This window comes from Massilia sp. (assembly GCF_046293535.1).
Taxonomy (GTDB): domain Bacteria; phylum Pseudomonadota; class Gammaproteobacteria; order Burkholderiales; family Burkholderiaceae_D; genus Telluria.
This window is the reverse complement of sequence record NZ_JBKBOV010000016.1, coordinates 23602-45066: the sequence shown is the minus strand read 5'-3', so window position 1 is coordinate 45066 and position 21465 is coordinate 23602. Positions and strand designations below refer to the sequence as shown.

Annotated in this window: 22 protein-coding genes; 19 read left to right on the top strand and 3 right to left on the bottom strand. The window is 67.3% G+C overall.

The window, feature by feature from the left end; all coding sequences use genetic code 11:
* Positions 1-129: 129 nt before the first annotated feature.
* The 16 genes from ACK4S9_RS11005 to ACK4S9_RS10930 all read left to right on the top strand — a co-directional run bounded on the left by ACK4S9_RS11005 (position 130) and on the right by ACK4S9_RS10930 (position 16182).
* Positions 130-1833 (top strand): GspE/PulE family protein, encoded by a 1704-nt coding sequence (locus tag ACK4S9_RS11005; RefSeq protein ID WP_409725421.1) that lies wholly within the window; start codon positions 130-132, stop codon positions 1831-1833.
* Positions 1833-3074: a type II secretion system F family protein gene (locus ACK4S9_RS11000; protein ID WP_409725419.1), complete on the top strand. Its 1242-nt coding sequence runs from the start codon at positions 1833-1835 to the stop codon at positions 3072-3074. Before ACK4S9_RS11005 ends, ACK4S9_RS11000 begins: the two co-directional genes overlap by 1 nt.
* Positions 3074-3565, top strand: coding sequence for a hypothetical protein (locus ACK4S9_RS10995; RefSeq protein ID WP_409725417.1), 492 nt, complete (start codon positions 3074-3076; stop codon positions 3563-3565). Before ACK4S9_RS11000 ends, ACK4S9_RS10995 begins: the two co-directional genes overlap by 1 nt.
* A 46-nt stretch (positions 3566-3611) precedes the next feature.
* Complete coding sequence (locus ACK4S9_RS10990; RefSeq protein ID WP_409725414.1) at positions 3612-4100, top strand: type II secretion system protein; 489 nt, start codon at positions 3612-3614, stop codon at positions 4098-4100.
* Between the two features lie 73 nt (positions 4101-4173).
* A complete protein-coding gene (locus ACK4S9_RS10985) occupies positions 4174-4713 on the top strand; it encodes a GspH/FimT family pseudopilin (protein WP_409725411.1) in 540 nt (179 codons plus the stop codon).
* Positions 4703-5296 (top strand): type II secretion system protein, encoded by a 594-nt coding sequence (locus ACK4S9_RS10980; RefSeq protein ID WP_409725409.1) that lies wholly within the window; start codon positions 4703-4705, stop codon positions 5294-5296. The genes ACK4S9_RS10985 and ACK4S9_RS10980 overlap by 11 nt, the downstream gene beginning before the upstream one ends.
* 5 nt (positions 5297-5301) lie before the next feature.
* A complete protein-coding gene (locus ACK4S9_RS10975; protein WP_409725406.1) occupies positions 5302-6195 on the top strand; it encodes a prepilin-type N-terminal cleavage/methylation domain-containing protein in 894 nt (297 codons plus the stop codon).
* The gene (locus ACK4S9_RS10970; protein WP_409725403.1) at positions 6192-6650 is read left to right on the top strand and encodes an agglutinin biogenesis protein MshP; all 459 of its coding nucleotides are present in this window, start codon (positions 6192-6194) and stop codon (positions 6648-6650) included. Before ACK4S9_RS10975 ends, ACK4S9_RS10970 begins: the two co-directional genes overlap by 4 nt.
* The gene (locus tag ACK4S9_RS10965) at positions 6647-9637 is read left to right on the top strand and encodes a DUF6701 domain-containing protein (RefSeq protein ID WP_409725400.1); all 2991 of its coding nucleotides are present in this window, start codon (positions 6647-6649) and stop codon (positions 9635-9637) included. Before ACK4S9_RS10970 ends, ACK4S9_RS10965 begins: the two co-directional genes overlap by 4 nt.
* Before the next feature lie 131 nt (positions 9638-9768).
* A complete protein-coding gene (pilM, locus tag ACK4S9_RS10960) occupies positions 9769-10704 on the top strand; it encodes a type IV pilus biogenesis protein PilM (protein WP_409725398.1) in 936 nt (311 codons plus the stop codon).
* Entirely contained in the window at positions 10701-11354 is a 654-nt protein-coding gene (locus ACK4S9_RS10955; RefSeq protein WP_409725396.1) for a hypothetical protein, read from the top strand. Before pilM ends, ACK4S9_RS10955 begins: the two co-directional genes overlap by 4 nt.
* Positions 11351-12070 carry a type II secretion system protein GspM gene (gspM, locus tag ACK4S9_RS10950; RefSeq protein ID WP_409725393.1) on the top strand — a complete coding sequence of 240 codons (720 nt, stop codon included), beginning with the start codon at positions 11351-11353 and terminating at the stop codon, positions 12068-12070. The genes ACK4S9_RS10955 and gspM overlap by 4 nt, the downstream gene beginning before the upstream one ends.
* Positions 12067-12423 carry a hypothetical protein gene (locus tag ACK4S9_RS10945; protein WP_409725391.1) on the top strand — a complete coding sequence of 119 codons (357 nt, stop codon included), beginning with the start codon at positions 12067-12069 and terminating at the stop codon, positions 12421-12423. The genes gspM and ACK4S9_RS10945 overlap by 4 nt, the downstream gene beginning before the upstream one ends.
* A 26-nt stretch (positions 12424-12449) precedes the next feature.
* Positions 12450-14219, top strand: a complete 1770-nt coding sequence (mshL, locus tag ACK4S9_RS10940; protein WP_409725530.1) for a pilus (MSHA type) biogenesis protein MshL — start codon at positions 12450-12452, stop codon at positions 14217-14219.
* The gene (locus ACK4S9_RS10935) at positions 14219-15109 is read left to right on the top strand and encodes an ExeA family protein (protein ID WP_409725389.1); all 891 of its coding nucleotides are present in this window, start codon (positions 14219-14221) and stop codon (positions 15107-15109) included. The genes mshL and ACK4S9_RS10935 overlap by 1 nt, the downstream gene beginning before the upstream one ends.
* Positions 15106-16182, top strand: a complete 1077-nt coding sequence (locus ACK4S9_RS10930) for a tetratricopeptide repeat protein (RefSeq protein ID WP_409725386.1) — start codon at positions 15106-15108, stop codon at positions 16180-16182. Before ACK4S9_RS10935 ends, ACK4S9_RS10930 begins: the two co-directional genes overlap by 4 nt.
* A 111-nt stretch (positions 16183-16293) precedes the next feature.
* Here the strand turns inward: ACK4S9_RS10930 and ACK4S9_RS10925 are convergent, their stop codons facing one another.
* Together ACK4S9_RS10925 and ACK4S9_RS10920 are read right to left on the bottom strand one after the other, a co-directional pair.
* Positions 16294-17412: a methionine aminotransferase gene (locus tag ACK4S9_RS10925; protein WP_409725384.1), complete on the bottom strand. Its 1119-nt coding sequence runs from the start codon at positions 17410-17412 to the stop codon at positions 16294-16296.
* A gap of 25 nt (positions 17413-17437) precedes the next feature.
* The gene (locus tag ACK4S9_RS10920) at positions 17438-17893 is read right to left on the bottom strand and encodes a putative toxin-antitoxin system toxin component, PIN family (RefSeq protein ID WP_409725381.1); all 456 of its coding nucleotides are present in this window, start codon (positions 17891-17893) and stop codon (positions 17438-17440) included.
* Between the two features lie 34 nt (positions 17894-17927).
* Here ACK4S9_RS10920 and yaaA point away from each other — a divergent pair, with 34 nt between their 5' ends.
* Positions 17928-18698: a peroxide stress protein YaaA gene (gene yaaA / locus ACK4S9_RS10915; RefSeq protein WP_409725527.1), complete on the top strand. Its 771-nt coding sequence runs from the start codon at positions 17928-17930 to the stop codon at positions 18696-18698.
* Between the two features lie 42 nt (positions 18699-18740).
* On the opposite strand, the gene ACK4S9_RS10910 is transcribed toward yaaA, so the two are convergent.
* Complete coding sequence (locus ACK4S9_RS10910) at positions 18741-19577, bottom strand: outer membrane protein assembly factor BamD (RefSeq protein WP_409725378.1); 837 nt, start codon at positions 19575-19577, stop codon at positions 18741-18743.
* Positions 19578-19674: 97 nt separating this feature from the next.
* On the opposite strand from ACK4S9_RS10910, the gene ACK4S9_RS10905 reads away from it, so the two are divergent.
* Together ACK4S9_RS10905 and pgeF are read left to right on the top strand one after the other, a co-directional pair.
* Positions 19675-20682: an RluA family pseudouridine synthase gene (locus ACK4S9_RS10905; protein ID WP_409725376.1), complete on the top strand. Its 1008-nt coding sequence runs from the start codon at positions 19675-19677 to the stop codon at positions 20680-20682.
* Complete coding sequence (gene pgeF / locus ACK4S9_RS10900; protein WP_409725373.1) at positions 20682-21458, top strand: peptidoglycan editing factor PgeF; 777 nt, start codon at positions 20682-20684, stop codon at positions 21456-21458. The genes ACK4S9_RS10905 and pgeF overlap by 1 nt, the downstream gene beginning before the upstream one ends.
* Positions 21459-21465 lie beyond the last annotated feature (7 nt).

Here is a 21465-nt window from a genome sequence, read left to right as displayed (position 1 = left end):
TTACACGCGATGTCATTTCATTATGGCGAAACGGCGACACTTTGCCCCGTATTGGCCAATTCCGTAGGTCAACTCCTACACGTTCTGGCATAAAATGTTCATTGCAAGCAATAACTAAAAGGGATGTTCATGGCAAGGCCGGAAAAAATTCGCCTCGGCGAGGTGCTGATCCAGCAGAAGCTGCTGTCGGAAGAGCAGCTCAACCAGGCGCTCGCGGACCAGAAACGCACCGGGCGCAAGCTCGGTCGCGTGTTCGTCGAGAGCGGCTTCGTCACCGAAGACCAGATTTCGGGCGCGCTGGCGCGCCAGCTGAACATCCCCTACATCAACCTCAAGTTCTACAACATCAACGCCGAACTGGTGCGGCTGTTGCCGGAAACGGCCGCGCGGCGCTTTCGCGCGCTGGTGCTGGAAGACCGCCGCGAGACCCTGCTGGTGGGCGTCTCCGACCCCACCGACCTGTTCGCCTACGACGAGATCGCGCGCCTGCTGAAGAAGACCGTCGAGCTGGCGGTCGTCAACGAGACCGAGGTGCTGGGCGCGATCGACCGCATCTATCGCCGCACCGAGCAGATCACCGACTTCGCGCGCGAGGTCGAGCAGGACCTGGGCGACACCTCGATCGACTTCGGTGCGCTGGCCGCCAACCCGGGGCTGGAAGAAGCGCCGATCGTCAAGCTGCTGCAGTCGGTGTTCGACGACGCGGCCCAGGTGCGCGCTTCCGACATCCACATCGAGCCGCAGGACGGCCGCCTGCAGATCCGCTTCCGCATCGACGGCGTGCTGCACCTGCAGACCGAGGCCGACATCAAGGTGGCCACCCCGCTGGCCCTGCGCCTCAAGCTCATGGCCGACCTCGACATCTCGGAAAAGCGCCTGCCGCAGGACGGCCGCTTCGCGGTCAAGGTGCGCAACCAGCGCATCGACGTGCGTATCTCGACCATGCCGACCCAGTACGGCGAGTCGGTCGTCATGCGTCTGTTGAACCAGGGCGGCACCACGCTGCGCCTGGATGCGATCGGCATGCCGACGCGCATCGTCGAGCGCTTCCGCGCGCTGGTGCAGCGCCCCAACGGCCTGGTCCTGGTGACCGGCCCCACCGGCAGTGGCAAGACCACCACCCTGTACAGCGCCTTGTCCGAGCTGAACTCGGTGGAGAAGAAGCTCATCACGGTCGAGGACCCGGTCGAATACCGCCTCAAGGGCGTGAACCAGGTGCAGGTCAACGACAAGATCGAACTCTCCTTCGCGCGCGTGCTGCGCTCGGCGCTGCGCCAGGACCCGGACATCGTGCTGGTCGGCGAGATGCGCGACCAGGAGACCGCCCAGATCGGCCTGCGCGCCGCCATGACCGGCCACCTGGTGCTCTCGACCCTGCACACCAACGACGCCGCCTCGACCCCGCTGCGCCTGATGGACATGGGCGTGCCGCGCTACATGGTGGGCGGCTCCCTGCAGGCGGTGCTGGCCCAGCGCCTGGTGCGCGTGATCTGCGAGAGCTGCTCCACCTCCTACCAGCCGACGCCGGGCGAGGTGAACTGGCTGCGCGCGGAACTGGGCGAGCGCGCCGGGACAACGCCCTTCTTCCACGGCAAGGGCTGCTCGCACTGCAACGGCACGGGTTTCCGCGGCCGTACCGGGGTCTATGAGCTGCTCGAGATGACCCGCGCCGTCACCGAGGCGGCCAACCATCCGGACCCCTCGCATTTCCTGAAGGTGGCGCATGCCGAGATGGGAGGCGAGACCCTGCGCCGGCATGGCGTGAGCCTGGCGGTGCAGGGCAGGACCACCATCGCCGAAGCGATGCGCATCAGTAACCAGTACGACGACTGATGCCCTATTTTTCCTACAAGGCGCGCAACGCCGCCGGCGAACTGCTGCAGGGCGTCCTCGAGGGCGCCGACAGCGGCGCCGTGGCCGACCAGCTGTTCGGCAGCGGCGCCACGCCCATCGAGATCAGCCCCAGCCGCAAGGGACCGGCGTCGAAGGACGGCGGCGAAGGCCTGCTGGCGCGCCTGTCCGAGAAAAAGATCACCTCGATGGACGTGCAGCTGTTCAGCCGCCAGCTCTACACGCTGCTGAAATCTGGCGTGCCGATCATGCGCGGCCTGGCCGGACTGCAGGAATCGGCCATCAACAAGTCCTTCGGCCGGGTCATCAAGGACCTGCGCGAGTCGCTCGACGCGGGGCGCGAACTGTCGGCCGCGATGACGCGCCACCCGAAGGTCTTCAATACTTTCTACCTGTCGATGGTGAGGGTGGGCGAGATGACCGGCCGCCTGGAAGAAGTCTTCCTGCGCCTGTTCGACCACCTGGAGTTCGACCGCGACATGCGCGAGCGGGTCAAGACCGCGATGCGCTACCCGACGTTCGTCGTGATCGCCATGGCGATCGCGATGGTGATCGTCAACGTGTTCGTCATTCCGCAGTTCGCCGCGGTGTTCAAGTCCTTCAACGCCGAGCTGCCCTTGATGACGCGGATCCTGCTGTCGACCTCGAATTTCACGGTGGCCTATTGGCCCGCGATGGCGGCGATGGCGGCCGGCGCGGTGTTCGGCTTTCGCGCCTGGGTCGGCACCGCCAAGGGCAGGCTGGCCTGGGACAAGCACAAGCTGCGCCTGCCGATCGCGGGCAAGATCATCCACAAGGCGACCATGGCGCGCTTCGCCCGCAGTTTCGCGCTGTCGACCCGCAGCGGGGTGCCGATCGTGCAGGCCCTGACGGTGGTGGCCCAGACCGCCGACAACGCCTACCTGAGCGCGCGCATCGAGGGCATGCGCGACGGCGTCGAACGCGGCGAGAGCATCCTGCGCACCTCGATCGCGGCGGGCGTGTTCACCCCGATCGTGCTGCAGATGATCGCGGTGGGCGAGGAGTCCGGCTCGCTCGACGACCTGATGGACGAGATCGCCCAGATGTACGAGCGCGAGGTGGACTACGAACTGAAGACCCTGTCGAGCCAGATCGAGCCGATCCTGATCACCTTCCTGGGCGCGATGGTGCTGGTGCTGGCGCTCGGCATCTTCCTGCCGATCTGGGACCTCGGCAAGGCGGCGCTACACGGAGGCAAGTGATGCTACCCGCCCGCCAGCGCGGGGCGACCCGCTTCGAGTTCGTGGTGTGCGTCATCGTCATGGGCTTGCTGGCGGGGATGCTGCTGGGGCGCCTGCTCGAGTGGCGTGCGCAATCGGAGCGTACCGCCGTCTACCACGTGGTGGGTGCGCTGCGCACCGCGCTGGCAGCGCGTGAAACGCAACTGGTCGCGGCCGCGGGCCGGAATGCTGCATTTTCATTATTGCAAGAAAATCCGATGGGCTGGCTCCTCAGGCAGCCTGCGAACTACCTCGGTGAGTACTACGCGCCCGACCCGGACATGCTACGGCGGGGTGCCTGGTTTTTCGATCGCACTGATCGTACTGTCAACTATGTGCTAAGTAGCGACACTTTTTCTTTTCAGACATCTAAATTGCTTAAATTCAAGGTAGAATTGTCTAGTTCGTACCATCAGGCCGGGAGCGGCCACGGGACACTGGTCATCGACGAGGTCGGGACCGGATCCAGATAATTTCAAGACCGCGGGCTCACCCGCAAACTTCAACGGAGAGAATTACATGAACAAGTTTTCCAGCAAGAGCGCACAGGGTGGTTTCACCCTGATCGAACTGATCGTCGTGATCGTGATCCTGGGCATTCTGGCCGCCACCGCGCTGCCGAAGTTTGCCAGCCTGGGCGGCGACGCGCGCGCCGCTTCGCTGAGAGCGGCCCAGGGCTCGATCAATTCGTCGGCATCCATCTTCCACGCCAAGTGGCTGATGGATGCGAGCGCGACCACCCTCAACGTCGAAGGCACCAATGTCGGCATCGTCAACGGCTATCCGGCCGCGTCGACCGCATTTGCCAACGCAGCCGGCCTGACCAGCGCCGACTACACCATCACCGCAGCCAACGGCGTGCTGACGATTTCGCCAGCCAAGATCTCGGCCGCTACCCGCACCACCTGCCAGCTGACCTACACCCAGGCAACCACCGCTACCGCTACTGGCGGCGGGACCAGGAATGTCGCTCCGGTTGTCGCGCTGAACGTGGCCGATTGCGAATAAGTTCGCCTGGCGACCTTGTGACCGGCATGGCCTTCGTTGATGGCCATGCCTTTTTCACGTGGACGGAGCCCGCTTGATCGCCCCCAGCAACTGGAACGGTTCCCGTGCCGCGCGCCGGGAGCAGGGTTTCACGATGGTCGAACTGATCATCGTGATGGTCCTCATCGGCATCCTGGGCGCGATCGCCGCCGGCCGCTTCTTCGAGCGCAGCGGCTTCGATGCCGAGGCTTTCGCCGACCAGGCCCGGGCGCTGCTGCGCTACGCCCAGAAGACCGCGATCGCCCGCAATACTCCCGTTTTCGTGCAGCTCGACGACAAGCGCATCGCCCTGTGCGCCGACGCACCGAAGGGCAATTGTGCGCCGGCCGACCGGATCGCCGCCCCGGCGTCCGGTGTCGGCGGGGAAGCCTCCACGACCCATTGCCAGGACGAGGGCTGGTACTGCCTTGGCGTGCCCGAAGGCGTGCAGGTGTCGCTCTCGACGGCGCTGACCGAATTTTCCTTCGATGCGCTGGGCCGCCCGAGCATGCCCGGCAGCCTGGTCCTGACCATCGCCAGCCCGGGCGAAAGCCGCAGCGTGACGGTGCACCGGGAGACCGGCTATGTCCAGTAAGCTGAAGCGTCGCCGCGCCCAGGCGGGCCTGACCATGATCGAGCTGATCATGTTCATCCTGATCGTCGGCGTGGCGCTGGCCGCCATCATCGGCGTGCTGAACCTCACCACCAAGGGCAGCGCCGATCCGCTGCGCCGCAAGCAGGCCCTGATGATCGCCGAAGGCCTGCTGGAGGAAGTGCAACTGGCGCGCTTTTCCTTCTGCGACCCGGGCGCGGACAAGGCAGGCGACGAGAACGTCAAGAGCAGCCTCGAGTGCGACATCCCCGAGAACTGGGGCCCGGAAGCGGGCGGCACGCGCCCCTTCGACAACATCAACGACTACGTCGGCGCGGCGAATGTCGCCCAGGGCGCCTTCAACGACGAGGCAGGGCAGCTCGTGGACGCCAACGGCCAGGCGATGAACGTGGCGGGCTACAGCGCCACGCTGACGATCACGCCGGAATCGATCGGCGGCATCCCTGTCGCCGGCGCCGCCTCGGCCGACGTCGACGTGCTGCGCATCCGCGTGGAGGTGCGCTACGACGGCCAGACCCTGGTCCTGGACGGCTATCGCACGCGCTACGCGCCGAATTTCCTGTGAATCCCATGCGCGCGCCACACCAAGCCTGCCGCGCCCGCGGCTTCACCCTGATCGAGGCGATCCTGGTGATCGTCATCATCGGCATCATCGGCGCCATCGTCGCCGTGTTCATCCGCGCCCCGGTGCAGGGCTATGTCGATACCCGCGTGCGCGCCGCCGCGACCGACGAAGCCGACCTGGCGCTGCGCCGCATCGCGCGCGACCTGCGCCTGGCGCTGCCCAACAGCGTGCGCGTCAACAAGGATGGCAGCGCGGTCGAATTCCTGCTGACCCGCGCCGGCGGGCGCTACCTGACCCTGGACGACGACGTTGAGGATTTCCCGGTGCTCGATTTCGACGAGCCGGGCAAGGTCAGCTTCACCGCCGTGGGCGGCACCAGGCCGCGCATCGAGGCGGGCGACTTCATCGTCGTCTACAACCTCGGCAACCCGGAAGACAGCGAGTCCGACGCCTACCGCTATGTCCCGCTGGGCACGGGGATCAATATCGCGCGGGTCGCCTCGGTCGACCGCAGCTCGGAGAACAACCCGATCGTGACGCTGCAGAACAATCCCTTCGCCACCCAGGCCACGCCGATGCGTTCGCCCAGCAACCGCTTCCAGGTGGTCACCGGTCCCGTTACTTACGCCTGCGAAACGCGCCCGGACGGCGGCAGGGAGCTGGTGCGCTACTGGGGCTATGCGATCTCGCCCACCCAGCAGGCGGCGCCGGAAAACGCGCAGCGCGCCGTGATCGCGGCGCGCGTGGCCGACTGCGAGCACGTGTTCCGCTACGGCAGCGAAGCCCTGCGCCGCAGCGCGCTGGTGGTGCTGAACCTGGCCCTGTTTGCCGGCAACGGCAAGGGCGACGATGCGCTGGTGCGGCTCGCCAGCCAGGTCCACGTGGACAATACGCCATGAAACGACGCGAGTATCTCCTCCGCAAGCGCGGCGTCCGGCGCCAGGCCGGCGTCGGCCTGGTCACGGCGATCTTCCTGCTGGTGGTGCTGGCCGGCCTGGGCGTGGCGTCGGTGACGCTATTCACCTCGCAGCAGGCCAGCAGCAACCTGGACCTGGAGGGCGCCAGGGCCTACCAGGCCGCGCGCGCCGGGCTCGAGTGGGGCCTGTACGAGCAGCTGCGCCATCAACGCTGCGCGGACCGTTCTTTCGGCTTCCCGGCCGCGAGCGTGCTGGCGAGCTTTCGCGTGACGGTGCAGTGCCAGGCTATTACCGACCTGAGAAACCTCGACGAGGAGCCGGTCATGCGCTGGCGCATCGCCGCCGTCGCCTGCAACCAGCCGGTCGACGGCGTCTGCGGCGGCAAAGTTCCGAACCATCCCGATTTCGTCCAACGCAGGCTCGAAGTGGAAATATGAAGACACCGCTGACCCTACCCTGTCTCGCCCTGTGCGCCGGCCTCGCCGCCTGGGCTCATCCTGCCGCCGCCACCCCGCTGGCCCTGGCCAAGACCTTCGAAGGCAACATCAATTTTGCCGGCACCCAGGCCAGTCTGCAGAGCAGGGCGGGCGGCGCCAAGGTCTGCGACCTTGTCTCCAGCGCGCAGGCTGGCCTCTCCCTGCCCAGCGAGGCCAGCATCGTGTCGGCCACCCTGTACTGGGCCGGCACCGGCGCCATCGACGCCGAGGTCAGCATGAACGGCACGGCGGTCAGGGCCGCCGCCGACCGCCGCTACAGTTCCTCGATCGACGGCTTCACCTACTTTGCCGCGGCGGCGGATGTGACCAGCCTGGCGCAAGGCAAGACCAGTTTTAGCTTTGCTGGCCTGACGGTGGATACCTCGGACACCTACTGCTCGAAGAAGCAGAAGGAGAACAGCATGGTGGCCGGCTTCGCGCTGGCGGTGGTCTACGCCCACAAGAACGAGCGCTACCGCACCGTCAACGTGTACGAAGGCCTGCAGGCGATCAAGTACAACAGCGTCACGGTGAAGATGCCCGACTACACGCCGCCCGCCGGCAATACGGGATCCGGCCGCTTCGGCTACATCGTCTGGGAAGGCGACAAGACCGGCAACCAGAAGGGCGACGAAGTGCGCTTCGCCGGCGAGCTGCTGCGCGGGGAGCCCTTCATCCAGAAGCAGAACGCCTTCAATTCCAAGAGCGGCGCGAATGCCGACGAAAACTCGCTCGGCATCGACTTCGACGTGGTCAATCTGCCTGCGCCGCCGGCCAGGCCGATCGATGCGAATGCGGTGTTCACCACCGAGTCCGACCGGGTCCTGCTCGGCGCGGCGATCGTGGCGCTGCCGTCCAAACCCGCCGACCTGTCGATCAGAAAGACCCAGGCGGGCGAATTCAAGCTTGGCAACGAGATCACCTATACCTTGACCGTGAGCAACGAGGGCGCGCGCGCCGACGCCCAGGTCCAGGTCACCGACACGCTGCCGGCGGCGCTCGCCTACGTATCGGCCGGCGGCGTGGACTGGACCTGCACGGCAGCCGGCCAGACCGTCACCTGCAAGTACGACAAGGCGCTGGCCCCCGGCGCCAGCGCGAGCCTCCAGGTCAAGGGGAAGATCACCGCCGAGGGCAGGATCGTCAACACCGCCGAAGTGAGCGGAACCGGGGACGGCGTACCCGGCAATAACAAGTCGACGGTCGAAGGCGACACCGGCGGCGAGCCGGTCAACAAGGATCCTTATGTATTCACGGTCGGCGCGTGCAAGCCGGGTGATAAGATCCAGGCTTCGGGCGGCGGCTGCGCGCTGTTTGCCGGGCCGGTGGTGGCGGGCAGCAAGCAGCTGATCTACCTGACCCGTGCCGACAACGGCGTCGCCAAGCCCTTGAGCACGACCGCCTCGACCGTTGCAAACCTGCGTTACAGCCTCGAGTGCAACAATCCGGCGCGGACCGCCAACACCACCGGCAGCTATGGCGTGCCGCTGTCGACCTGCGTCCCGAACGGCACCCCGCTGGCCGCCGGCAGCGGCGCCGGGGCCACACCGACATTCCCCGCCAACACGCCGTCGACACCCGCCGAGTTCCATTATCCGGACGTGGGCCTGGTGACGCTGCGCGTGCGCGACGACGCCGGCAACACCGGCAAGGTCAGCTTCGCCTCGGTGCCGCAGTATCTCGAGGCGCGTTTCCAGCGCCCCGACGGGGTCGCCAATCCGCGCACCACGACACTAGGCGAGCCCGGCTTTGCCGAAGCGGGCGAGCCCTTCCAGGTGGTGGTGAGCGCGCGCGGGCATGACGACATCGGCCCCTTGAAGAACTTCGGCAACGAGTCCGGCGAGTTCGCCTTGGCCGAGCGCTTGAAGGTCGTGGCCGATGGCGAAGATCAGGCTGAGAAGCCCCTGGTCCCGCAAACTGCCTGGGAAGGCAACGCTTCCGTGCAGCGCAGCTTTGCCTGGAACGAGGCGGGTGTCGCCATGCTCGGCATCAACCTCGAAAATTACCTGGGCGTCAAATCGCTGAGTCTCGATCCGGTCGGCGTCGGGCGCTTCTATCCGCATTACTTCAAGACCCAGACCGAGAAGGGTTTCGGCTGCCTGAAGCGGATGAGCTGCCCGGGAGCCGCGCCGCAGCTGATCTCGCGCGCGGTATATTCGGGGCAGCCGTTCACGGTGACCGTCACGGCTTATGGCCGCAACGGGAACGTGCTGCGGGGCTTCGATGGAGCGCTGGTGCCCGCCATCAAGTTGACTGCCGTGAGTGCGCCGGGCACGGACGACAAGCCTCCCGGAACTTTCGTGAGCGGAGAGGACAAGCCGGTTACTGCGCGCGACGACGTCAGCTTCCGGCTCGAAGTCGGCTACCACGCCGAGACGGCAACGCGCGGCTGGACCCCGCCCAGCGCCGTGCACGTGCGCGCCACCGCCCGGGATCGGCGCAAGACCGCCGGGGAGGACAAGGAAGTGACCATCAGTTCGCTGCGCCTGCAAAAGGCCGACTCCGTGGAAGGCGGCATCATGGTGGTGAACGGCCGCCTGCTGGTGAACAACGTGATCGGCACGCCCCTTGCCAGGACGGCGGTGCCGCTGCACGCCCAGTTCTGGAGCGGCCATGCCTGGGAGCACAACACCGGCGTCACGCAAACCGAGGCGGTGCAAGGCAAGGTCCGGTTTTCGGCCTGCCGGCGCAGCCTGCGCACCGATAGCGCCGGCGCCTGCGACCCCGCCATCAAGGTATTCGGGAGCAGCGGCGACACCATCACGCTGCCGTTGCTGGATCAGGGCAAGGCCAGCCTGATCCTGGCGCCGCTCACGGCCGACAAGAGCGGCACCGTCGACCTGTTTATCGATGCCCAGGAGGCGCTGCCTTACCTGCCCAGCACGAAAGGCCGCATCAGCTTTGGGCAGTTCAAGAGCCCCGTGATCTACGTGCGCGAGATGTATTGACAACGAAACGTGGCAAAGCAGCCCAAAAACTGCCAGTTTTGAGGGCTGGGTCCACTTTTTGTGATCGCTTTCGGCGCGGCTTGAATATAATCAAGCCTTTGCCGTAATGAATTATTTCCGCGATCCAACGCATGCGTTTCTTTAAAAGAAATAAGAAAAAAGATGGCTGGCTGAGCATCGCCGTCCAGGCGGACGGCGTGGTCGCCGCCAGCGTCAAGCCGGTCGCGGAAGGTCTGCCTTGCCTGCGCTTTGCTCACTTTTTCCCGGGCAAGCCGGATGCGGCTTTGCTCGACAAGGCCGCACGCGAGATCCAGGCCCATGCCTACCGCTGCGCGACCCTGCTCGCGCCGGGCGAGTACCAGGTGATCAACCTGGAAGCGCCGAACGTGCCGCGCGAGGAGATGAAGACGGCGGTGCGCTGGCGCCTGAAGGACATCCTCGATTTCCCGATCCTTGAGGCCACCGTCGACGTGCTCGACATTCCCACGGATGCCGGCCAGGTGCGCGCCCAGCAGTCGGTGTTCGCGGTGGCGGCGCGCAATAGCGTCATCAAGCCGCGCCAGCAATTGTTCCTGGATGCGAAGCTGGGGCTGGAAGTCATCGACATCCCGGAAACGGCGCAGCGCAACGTCTCGGCACTGATCGCGCCCGAAAACCGCGGCGTGGCCATGCTCTCGTTCGGCCTTGAGGGCGGCCTGCTGACCGTGACCTGGCGTGGCGAACTCTACCTGTCGCGCCGGATCGACGTCACGCTCGAGCAATTGCTCGAGCCCGATCACGAGCGCAAGCACGCCAGCTTCGACCGCATCACCCTCGAGCTGCAGCGTTCGCTCGACAACTTCGAGCGGCAGTATTCCTTCATCAGCATTGCCAAGCTGGTGCTCGGGCCGTCTGCCGTCACCGGCCTGGACGAATACCTGTCGAGCAACCTGTACACGCCGGTCGAGACCCTCGACCTGGCCACGGTGTTCGACCTGGCGCGCACCCCCGAACTGCAGGACCGGGCGCTGCAGGGGCGCTTCTTCATCCCGCTGGGCGCCGCCCTGCGCACGGAGGCGGCGCCATGAGCCAGCAGATCAACCTGTTCAACCCGGCCTTCCAGCCGCAGAAGAAGGTGTTGACCGCGGCCACGATGGCGCTGTCGCTGCTGGTGCTGATGGGCGGCATCGCCGCGCTGGCCGGCTATGGCCGGCTGCAGAGCGCCAGCCTGCAGGCGCAGGCGCAGGCGGGCGCCGTCCGGCTGGAGCGCAAGGAGGCGCGCCTGGCCAGCGTGAACCTCGACTTCGCGCCGCGCCAGAAAAGCAAGGAACTGGACGCCGAGATCGCCGAGGCCCAGGCCCAGCTGGCCGCGCTGCGCGACATCGCGCGCGTGATCGAGCGTGGCGAGCTGGGCGACACCGCCGGCTACGCGGGCTACTTCAAGGCCCTGGCGCGCCAGAGCGTGAGCGGCCTGTGGCTGACCGGCGTGAACGTGTCCGGCGGCGGCAGGGACATCGGCATCCGCGGCCGCACCCTCGACCCGGCCACGGTGCCGGGCTACCTGGCGCGCCTGACCGGCGAGCCGCTGATGCAGGGCAAATCCTTTGCCAGCCTGTCGATCAGCCAGCCGGCGCCGCCGAGCGGCGCCGGGACCGAGGCTGCCGCGGCCGCGGCCGCTGCTCCGGCGCCCTGGGTCGAGTTCAGCCTGGAGTCCAGGCCCGAGGAGCCGCGCAAATGAAGGCGCGCATCCTCGAACTGATGGCGCGCATCGACGCGCTCACGCTGCGCGAGCGCGGCCTGCTGTTCGCGGCCGCCGCCGCGGTGATCCTGTTCATCGGCCACAGCGCCGTGCTCGGACCGCTCTACCGCGAGCAGGACGCCTTGCGCGAGCAGATCGACCAGCAGCAGAACAAGCTGATCGGCATCGACGGCGAGATCGCCGCCCGGGTGCAGGCCTACCGGGTCGATCCGGATGCGCCGGCGCGCGAGAAGCTGCAGGCCATCCGGCAGGAAACCGCCGCGTTGGGTGACTCGCTGCTGGCGATGGAACATGGCCTGGTGCCGCCCGAGCGCATGGCGCCTCTGGTCGACACCATCCTGCGCGCCAACACGCGCCTGAAACTGGTGTCGATGCGCACGCTGCCGGTCGAGTCGATGTCCTCGCTCGGCGCGCAGGGCGCTGCGGTGGCCCCGACCGGCGCCGCGCCTGCGGCCCTTGATGCCCCGGCCGCCGCGGGACAGGCGCCTGTTCCCGTCCTGCTGTACCGCCACGGGGTCGAAGTCACCGTGCGCGGCAATTATCTCGACATGGTCGATTACATGAGCGCGCTCGAAGCGATGCCCACCCGTCTGTTCTGGGGCCGCGCCCAGCTCGACGTGGAAGCCTACCCGGCCGCGCGGCTGACGCTCACGCTGTACACCCTGAGTCTGGACCGCAAATGGATGAAGCTGTGAAAAAACTGATCCTCGCCCCGAGTGTGGCAATCCTGCTGGCAAGCCTCCCGGCCGCCGCGCAAAGCCTGGCCGACCCGACCCGCCCGCCCGCGGCCTTCGACACCAGCCGTGCCGAGGGTGCCGGCGACGGCCTGCCGCGCCTGCAGTCGGTGCTGATCTCGCCGCGCGCCGGCGGGCGCCACGTGGCCGTGATCGACGGCGAGACCGTGCGCCTGGGCGGCAGTTTCCGCGGCGCGCGCGTGGCGCGCATGACCGAGAACCAGGTCGAGCTGGTGCGCGGCCGCGAGCGCCAGGTGCTGCGCCTGGAGCCGCTCGACCCCACCATCGCCGGCATGACGCCCGCCGCCCAATGACGAATCGCTCCAAGCCACGGACCATGATGAACAAGCTTTCCCTCCCGGCCGCCGCCGTCGCCGGCGCGCTGCTGCTCGCCGGCTGCCAGAGCGCCGCGCAGCACGAGACCTATGATGCGATCGGCAAGGAGATGGCCAAGGCCCAGGCCAAACCGGCGCAAGCGCCAGCGGTCGAGGCCGCCGTCGCCGACGCGCTGCTGCCGCCGGCAAGCGCGCTGGCCAGCCAGCTGCCCAAGGCCAGGCCGGCCCTGGAAGAGCGCTTCAACGTCTCGTTCAACAACGTGCCGGCGCAGCAGTTCTTCCGTTCGATCGTTGCCGGCACGCGCTACAACATGCTGGTCCATCCCGACGTGTCGGGCAACATCAGCGCCAACCTGAAGGACGTGACCATCGCCGAGACCCTGGAGGCGATCCGCGAGATGTACGGCTACGACTACAGGATCGACGGCACCCGCATCACTATTCGTCCGCTGACGATGCAGACCCGGATGTTCCAGGTGAACTACCTGACCGCCAAGCGGCGCGGCACCTCGAACCTGCGGGTCAGTTCGACCTCGGTGGCCGACGCCGGCCGCGACGGCACCGGCACCCGCAACAGCGCGAGCGGCCAGGGCAACCAGGGCAGCGATGGCGGCTCGAATCCGCTCGGCGGCGGCAACGTGCAGATCGACAGCACCGACATCCGCACCACGTCCGACAACGACTTCTGGAGCGAGCTGAAGGCCGCGCTGGAAGCCATCGTCGGCTCCAAGGAAGGCGGGCGCAGCGTGGTGATCAGTCCGCAGTCGGGGGTGCTGGTGATCCGCGCCATGCCGGAAGAACTGCGCAGCGTCGACGCCTATCTCAAGGCCACCCAGCTGGCGGTCGACCGCCAGGTGATCCTGGAAGCCAAGATACTGGAAGTGGAATTGAACGACAGCTTCCAGAGCGGCATCAACTGGGCCTCGTTCGCGTCCATCAAGAGTTCGCACCCGAACCGGGTGTCGGGCGGCATGATCGCCCCGGGCGCCAACCTGGCGCCGTTGCCGTATACCGGCGGCCAGCCGCCCCCGATCAACAACGGCCAGGGCCTCGCCGCCAGCACCGGCTTCTCGCTGTCGAACGCCGCCACCGCGGCCGGGTCGCTGTTCGGCTTTGCCTTCCAGACCAATAACTTCGCGGCCTTGATTTCCTTCCTGGAGTCGCAGGGCCAGGTGCACGTGCTGTCCAGTCCGCGCGTGGCGGCGATGAACAACCAGAAGGCGGTGCTCAAGATCGGCACCGACGAGTTCTTCGTCACCGGCGTGACCAACACCATCAACACCACCGACAGCGGCACCACCAACACGCCGAGCGTGACCCTGCAGCCCTTCTTCTCGGGCGTGGTGCTGGACGTGACGCCGCAGATCGACGACAAGGGCAACATCCTGCTGCACGTGCACCCTTCGGTGAGCCAGGTTTCCACGGTGACGAAGAACGTCGACCTCGGTTCGGCCGGCACCTTGACCCTGCCGCTGGCGGCCTCGGCCACCTCGGAACTGGACAGCTACGTGCGCGGCCAGAGCGGGCAGGTGGTCGCGATCGGCGGCCTGATGCGCCAGGTGTCGAGCGGCGACGTCGACCAGTTGCCGGGCGCGAGCAAGGTGCCGGTGCTGGGCGCGCTGTTCCGCAACAAGACGCGCGTGAACCAGAAGCGCGAACTGGTGGTCCTGATCAAGCCGACCATCGTCGAGGGCGCCAACGACTGGAGCCAGGACCTGATGGACGCGTCGCGCCGCATCGAGGCGCTCGATCCGCGCACCCGGGAGCGCCGCTGATGTACGCGGCCCACTTCGGCCTGCGCGAGCTGCCCTTCGGGATCACGCCGGACACCAGCTTCTTCTTCGGCAGCGCGCGTTCGCAGGAAGCGCTGAACACCCTGCTGGTGGCGGCGCGCGGCGGCGAAGGCTTCATCAAGATCACGGGCGAGGTCGGCACCGGCAAGACCCTGCTGTGCCGCAAGTTCATGGCCACCCTGGGCGAAGGCTTCGTCACCGCCTACATCCCCAACCCCTACCTCGAGCCGCGCACCCTGATGCTGGCGCTGGCCGACGAACTGGAACTCAAGCTCGAGCGCGACGCCGACCAGCACCAGGTGCTCAAGGCCATCAACCTGCGCCTGCTCGAGCTGGCGGGCCAGGACCTGCGCGTGGTGCTGTGCCTGGACGAGGCGCAGGCCATTCCCGTGGAGAGCCTGGAAGCCCTGCGCCTGCTCACCAACCTGGAAACCGAGAAGCGCAAGCTGCTGCAGATCGTGCTGTTCGGCCAGCCGGAACTGAACCGCAAGCTGGAACTCGAATCGATCCGCCAACTGGCCCAGCGCATCACCTTCCACTACCACCTGGGCGCGCTCAGCCGCGACGACCTCGATTACTACGTGGCGCACCGCCTGCGCGTGGCCGGCTTTTCCGGCGCGCGCCTGTTCTCGCGCGCGGCGATCCGCGGCCTGTACCGCGCCAGCGGCGGCGTGCCGCGCCTGGTGAACATCATGGCGCACAAGGCCTTGATGCTCAGCTACGGCGAGGGCAAGCGCGAGGTGGCCGGCAGCCACGTGGCCACGGCGGCGCGCGATACGATCGGCGTGCAGCGCACCATCCGGACCTGGCTGCTCGGTGGCGCCGCGGCGTTCTCGGCGGCCGCCGGCCTGGCATGGATGTTCGCACGATGAGCCTCATTAACAGGATGCTGCAGGACCTGGACGCGCGCGCCGGGCAAGCCGGAGCGGCGCCGCTGCCGTCGGACGTGCGGCCGGTGCCGCCGCCCGAGCGCGCCTGGCCCTTGACGCGGGCCGCCGTCGTGGCGGCCGTAGCGGCGGTCGTGACGGCCGCCGGCTTCGCCGGCTGGCGCTTGCTCGGACCGAAGCCGGAGCCGGTGTCGATCCCGGCGCCGGCCGCGGTGCCCGTGCCTGCGCCTGCGGCCGCGGCGCCCGCCGTGGCCTTCGAGGTGCCGGTGCCGCCGCGCCAGGATGCGGCTGCCGCTGCGCAGCCCGTGGTCGAGAAGGCAGCCAAGCCAACGATTGAAGAGACGCCCGAACCGGTGACGAAAGCCGTCTCGCCCGCACCGGCGCACGCTGCGGCGAAGCCGCCCCGGGCGGCCGCGTCAAAGCCGGGGGCTGCTGCTGCCAAACCCGTCGCCACGCCGCCGGCGCCGGAGAAGGGCGGCAGGATGGAGACCCCGGCGCAGCGCGCCGAGAATGCCTACCGGCGCGCCCTGGCCGCGCTGGAAGACGGCCGGCTTACCGAGGCCGTCGCGGGACTGCGGGCGGCGCTGAAGATCGATCCCCGCCATGAAGCCGCACGCCAGACCCTGGTCGGCCTCTTGATCGAGGCCAAGCGTCCGGACGAAGCGATCCGCGAACTCGGCGCCGCCCTGGCGCTCGATCCGCGCCAGCCGGCCATGGCCATGCTGATGGCGCGCCTGCAACTGGAACGCGGCGGCCCCGGCATCGAGACCTTGCTGCGCACCTTGCCTTACGCGGCGGGCAATGGCGAATACCATGCCTTCCTGGCGGGCGCACTGCAGCGCGCGCAGCGCCACCGCGAGGCGGTCGCGCATTACGAGGCCGCCTTGCGCAGCACGCCGCAGAACGGGGTGTGGTGGATGGGGATGGGCATCTCCCTGGAGGCCGAACAACGCGACCTGGAAGCGGCGGTGGCCTACCGGAGAGCCCTCGACAGCGCGGCCTTGTCGGAGCCCTTGCGCGAGTTCGTGGAGCGCAAGCTTAGGCAGCTCGGCCGCTAGCGTCTATCGGGCTATATTCAGGCACGCGGTGACTCTGCGTAGGGTGGTCGGCAAAGCCGACCACCCTACGGTTAACAGGCGGCTCAGCGCCGCGAGCGCCTTTTAGAGCGTCTAGTCCATCATCGCAAAGCAGAAGCGGACGAAGCCCGATTCGAGCGGCCGGCTGTAGAAGGCCGAGACCGGAATCGCCGCCACTTTTGCCTCCACCGTCAGCCACCTGGCGAACTGTGCTTCCGGCAGATCGGAAATGGCGCCGTAACGCACGCACTGGAAATAGGTTCCGTTCGAGGGCAGCAGTTCGAAGCGCGAGCCGGCCAGGCCGGCGCGGAACAGGTCGCGCTTCTTCTGGTAGAAAGCCGGCAGCTCCAGGTAGGGGGCCGGGTCGGCCATGTAGGCGGCGATCCCGTGCTGCATCGGCGTGTTCACGCTGAACACGTTGTACTGGTGGACCTTGCGGAACTCCAGCATGAGCGAGGCCGGGGCGGCCACGTAGCCCACTTTCCAGCCCGTGACGTGATAGGTCTTGCCGAAGCTCGAGACCACGAAGGCGCGCTCGGCCAATACCGGGTGGCGCGACACCGAGGCGTGTTCTTCGCCGTCGTAGACCATGTGCTCGTAGACTTCGTCGGACAGGACCAGGATGCCGGTGCCGGCAACGATGGCGGCCAGCGCGTCCAGGTCGGCGGCGCGCAGGATCGACCCGGTCGGGTTGTGCGGCGAGTTCACGACGATCATGCGGGTGCGCGGCGTGACCGCCGCGGCAACCAGTTCCCAGGGCACGCCGTAGCCCGCGCCGTCGAGGCGCATCGCCACCGGCACCGCCACGCCGCCGGCGAGCGCGATGGCAGGAAGGTAGCAGTCGTAGGCGGGCTCGATGACGATCACTTCGTCGCCCGGATGCACGCTGCACAGGATCGCCGACTGGATCGCCTGCGAGGCGCCGTTGGTCACCGTGATCTCGCTGGCATCCATGTAGCGGCGGCCGTACAGGCGCTCGAGCTTGGCGGCGATGGCCGCGCGCAAGGCGGGGATGCCGGTCATCGGCGCGTACTGGTTGTGGCCCGCGCGCATGGCCTCGCTCACGCGCTCGAGGAGTTCGGGGTCGCAGCCGAAGTCGGGGAAACCCTGGCCGAGGTTGATCGCGCCGGCCTCCTGTGCCAGCTGCGACATCTGGGTAAAGACGGTGGTGCCCACGGCGGGCAGGCGGGACGGCAATGCGGGAGTGCTCATGATGGCGCGAAAAATGGCGATGCCCTTATTCTAGCGTGCCTGCCAGCCAGGCCTTGAGCCAGGCCTCGGGCTGCATGATCTTGAACAGGCCTTCGCGCGCGGTGCGCCGGCCCAGCTTGAGCAGGGCCTTGTCCTTGGTGACCAGCACCGCGGCGTCGGCGTCGCGCGCGATCTCCAGGAATTTCTGGTCGTCGCGGTCGGTGCAGACCGGCAGGCGCACGTGTTTCGCATCGGGCGCCACTACCCGCAGCAGGGCGTCGAAGCGCTGCGCCGCCTGCGCGCGGCTGGTCTCGTCGAGCGGCAGGTGCGGGTAGTTCAGCACGGCGCGGTATTCGTCGCGGCAGTCGGCGCGGGTGACGGCGACCAGTCCGCCCGACTCCAGCGCCGCCAGCAGGGGCAGGAAGCGCGGGTCATGGAACACGAACAGGTCGAGGCAGACATTGGTGTCGATGACGATGGGTTTGCTTGAAACAGGTATCATGTGGGAAATTTTTTTAGTGAAGCAGTTTGAACCGATGCTGATTGTCCTGTCGCCCGCCAAATCCCTCGACCTCGAATCCCCAAGCACCACCCAGGAATACACCACCCCGGATTTCATCCCCCAGGCCGCCGAACTGATCGAGGTGCTGCGCGCTTATTCGCCCGCCGGCATCGCCGAGCTGATGGACCTGTCGGACAGCCTGGCCATGCTCAACGTGTCGCGCTATGCGCACTGGAGCGAAGACCATCGAGATGCGCGCCAGGCCCTCATGTCCTTCAATGGCGACGTCTATGCGGGGCTGGACGCGCGCACGCTGCAGCCCGGCGAAATCGCCTACGCCCAGCGCCACCTGCGCATCCTGTCGGGGCTGTATGGCCTGCTGCGCCCGCTGGACCGCATGCATCCCTATCGCCTGGAGATGGGCACGCGCCTGAAGAACCCGCGCGGCAACAATCTCTACGCGTTCTGGGGTGAGCGCGTCACGCAGGCGCTCAACGCCCGGCTTGCGCAAACGAAGTCGACCGCGCTGGTCAACCTGGCGTCGGAAGAGTACTTCAAGTCGGTCAAGCCCAAGCTCCTGGACGTGCCGGTGATCACCCCGGTGTTCGAGGACTGGAAGAACGGCAAGTACAAGATCATCTCGTTCTTCGCCAAGCGCGCCCGCGGCCTGATGGCGCGTTACGCGGCCCAGCGCGGCATTACCGATCCCCAGCAGCTCAAGGACTTCGACGTCGACGGCTATGCCTTCGATGCCGCGGCCTCCGGCGACGCCACCTGGGTGTTCCGCCGCAAAGAAGCGGCATGACGGGAAGGGCGCGGCAGGAACAAGCGGCCGCGCCCGGGTTCCTTACTGTACCGCGTCCTTGGGTGCGGCCTTCGGGCCCGACTTGGACCAGAAGCGCCACCAGGGCGCGTCGGCCACGGCCTTCGGGTTCAGGAAGCGGCTGTTCGGGTAGTTCAGCACCAGCACGCGCTGGGTGTCGTCGCGCAGCACCGGCATGCCGAGCTTGTCGTAGCTGCGCATCATGAGGAACAGGGCTTCCTCGCGGGCCGGCGCGTCGCTGTATTCCTGCACGGCGAGCTGGGCGCGGTTGAGCGCGGCCAGGAAGGCGCCGCGGCGGAAATAGTAGTTCGCCACGTGCACTTCGTACTGGGCCATGGCGTTGACCAGATAGTTCATGCGCGCGATCGAATCGTCGCGATACTTACTGTTCGGGAATTTGTCGACCAGGGCCTTGAAGGCGGCGAAGGCTTCGCGCGTGGCTTTCGGGTCGCGTTCGGTCGGATCCTGCTCGTAGATGAAGCTCAGGAAGCCGATCTGGTCGTTGAAGTTGATCAGGCCGCGCAGGTAATACATATAGTCGACCTGGGCATGGTTCGGGTGCAGCTTGATGAAGCGCTCGACCGCGGCCAGGGCCTCGGCCTGGTCGCCAGCCTTGTAATGAGCGTAAGCAATTTCCATCTGTGCTTGCGCGGCATAGGTGCCGAAGGGGTAGTTCGATTCGAGCTGCTGGAACAGCCTGATCGCCGCTTCATAGTGGCCACCGTTCATCTCATCGCGTGCCTCAGCGTATAATTTCTCCGCTGTCAGATTTTTAGCCTTGTCATCCGCCTTTGGCAAGATGTTGCATGCGGACAGGCTGAGGGCGAAAGCGACGACCAACACAGACAATTTTTTTTGCATAGCTCTTTGCAAGAAAGTTTTACCTAGATTCAACGAACGGCTGATTATAGCCGATGGGACTCACGTGATATTAACTCCTACGCCGAATTCGGCGGAAATGCCTTTGGACTCTGACCTCGACGATGAGATCGGGTTCGAACTGCCCGCCGGACCGGACCTTTCCCCGATCACCCTGCAGCTTACCCCCGAGGCCTGCGGCCAGCGCCTCGACAAGGTGGTGGCCGGCCTGGTGCCGCAGTTCTCGCGCAGCCGCCTGCAGCTCTGGTTCGACGGCGGCTTCGTCCGGGTCGACGGCAAGCCGGCGCGCGGCAAGGACACCGCCTACGGCGACGAAACCGTCGTCATCGAACCGCAGGCGGCGCCGGAAGACACGGCCTTCGCGCCCGAGCCCATCGCCTTGGACATCGTCCACGAGGACGAGGACATCATCGTCATCAACAAACCGGCCGGCCTGGTCGTGCATCCGGGCGCCGGCAACTGGTCGGGCACCCTGCTCAACGGTCTGCTGCACCATTGCCCGCAACTGGTGGGCGTGCCGCGCGCCGGCATCGTGCACCGCCTCGACAAGGACACCAGCGGCCTGATGGTGGTCGGCAAGACCCTGGCCGCCCAGACCGACCTGGTGCGCCAGTTGCAGGCGCGCAGCGTCAAGCGCGAATATTTCGCGCTGGTGTGGGGCACGCCGCAACTGTCCGGCACGGTCAACGCGTCGATGGGCCGCCATCCGCGCGACCGCGTCAAGATGGCGGTGTCGACCGGCATGTTCGGTAAACCCGCGATCACCCATTACCAGCGTGTCGCGGTGGGCGATCTCGACCGCCGCCCGGTCAGCCTGGTGCGCTGCAGCCTGGAGACCGGCCGCACCCACCAGATCCGCGTCCACATGCAGCACCTGGGCTTCGCGCTGGTCGGCGACGCGGTGTACGGCAAGCAGCACCTGGTGCCGGTATTCCACCGCCAGGCGCTGCAGGCGCGCCGCCTCGGCCTGGTGCACCCTGGAACGGGCGAGCCCTGCGAATGGACCGTGCCGCTGGCGGCCGACTTCGCCGAGCTGATCGCCAGGGCCGGCATCGAGGAGCCCGCCGACGAGGACGGCGAAGAGTGATGGACCGCTCGGCTCTGGTGTGGCCCCACTGGCCCGACCTGCCGCCGAACGTCGGCGCACTGGCCACCAGCCGCGACGGCGGCACGAGCCAGGGGCCCTATGGCGACGGCAAGGGCGGCGGCGGCCTGAATCTGGGCATGCATTGCGGCGACGACCCGGAGGCCGTGCGCGCCAACCGCGAGCGCCTGCAGGCCTGGCTGCCGGGCCGCCCGGCCTGGATCGCCCAGGTGCATGGCGCCGAGGTGGTCGATGCCTGCACGGTGGGGCCGGACCTGCCGGTGCGTACCGGCGACGCCAGCGTCGCGCGCGCGCCGGGCGTGGTGTGCGCGATCCTGACCGCCGACTGCCTGCCGGTGCTGTTTGCCGACCTCGAGGGCAAGGTGGTGGGCGCCGCCCATGCCGGCTGGCGCGGGCTGGCCGCTGGGGTGCTGGGCGAAACGGTGCGCGCGATGCGCGCCGCCGGGGCAGGGGAGATCACTGCCTGGATGGGGCCGGCGATCGGCCCGGAAGCCTTCGAGGTGGGCGAGGACGTGCGCGACGCCTTCCTTGCCGCCCTGCCGGGCGCGGCGGCCCTGGCCGCCTTCCGGCCGAAATTTGACCAACCGGTAAAATTTTTGGCCGACATGTTCACGCTGGCGCGCCTGATGCTGACGCGCGACGGCGTGGCCCGCGTCCATGGCGGGGGCATGTGCACCTTCAGTGCGCCGGAACGTTTTTATTCCTACCGCCGCGATCGCGTCACCGGCCGTCAAGCCAGCTTGATCTGGATCAAATGAATGTGCG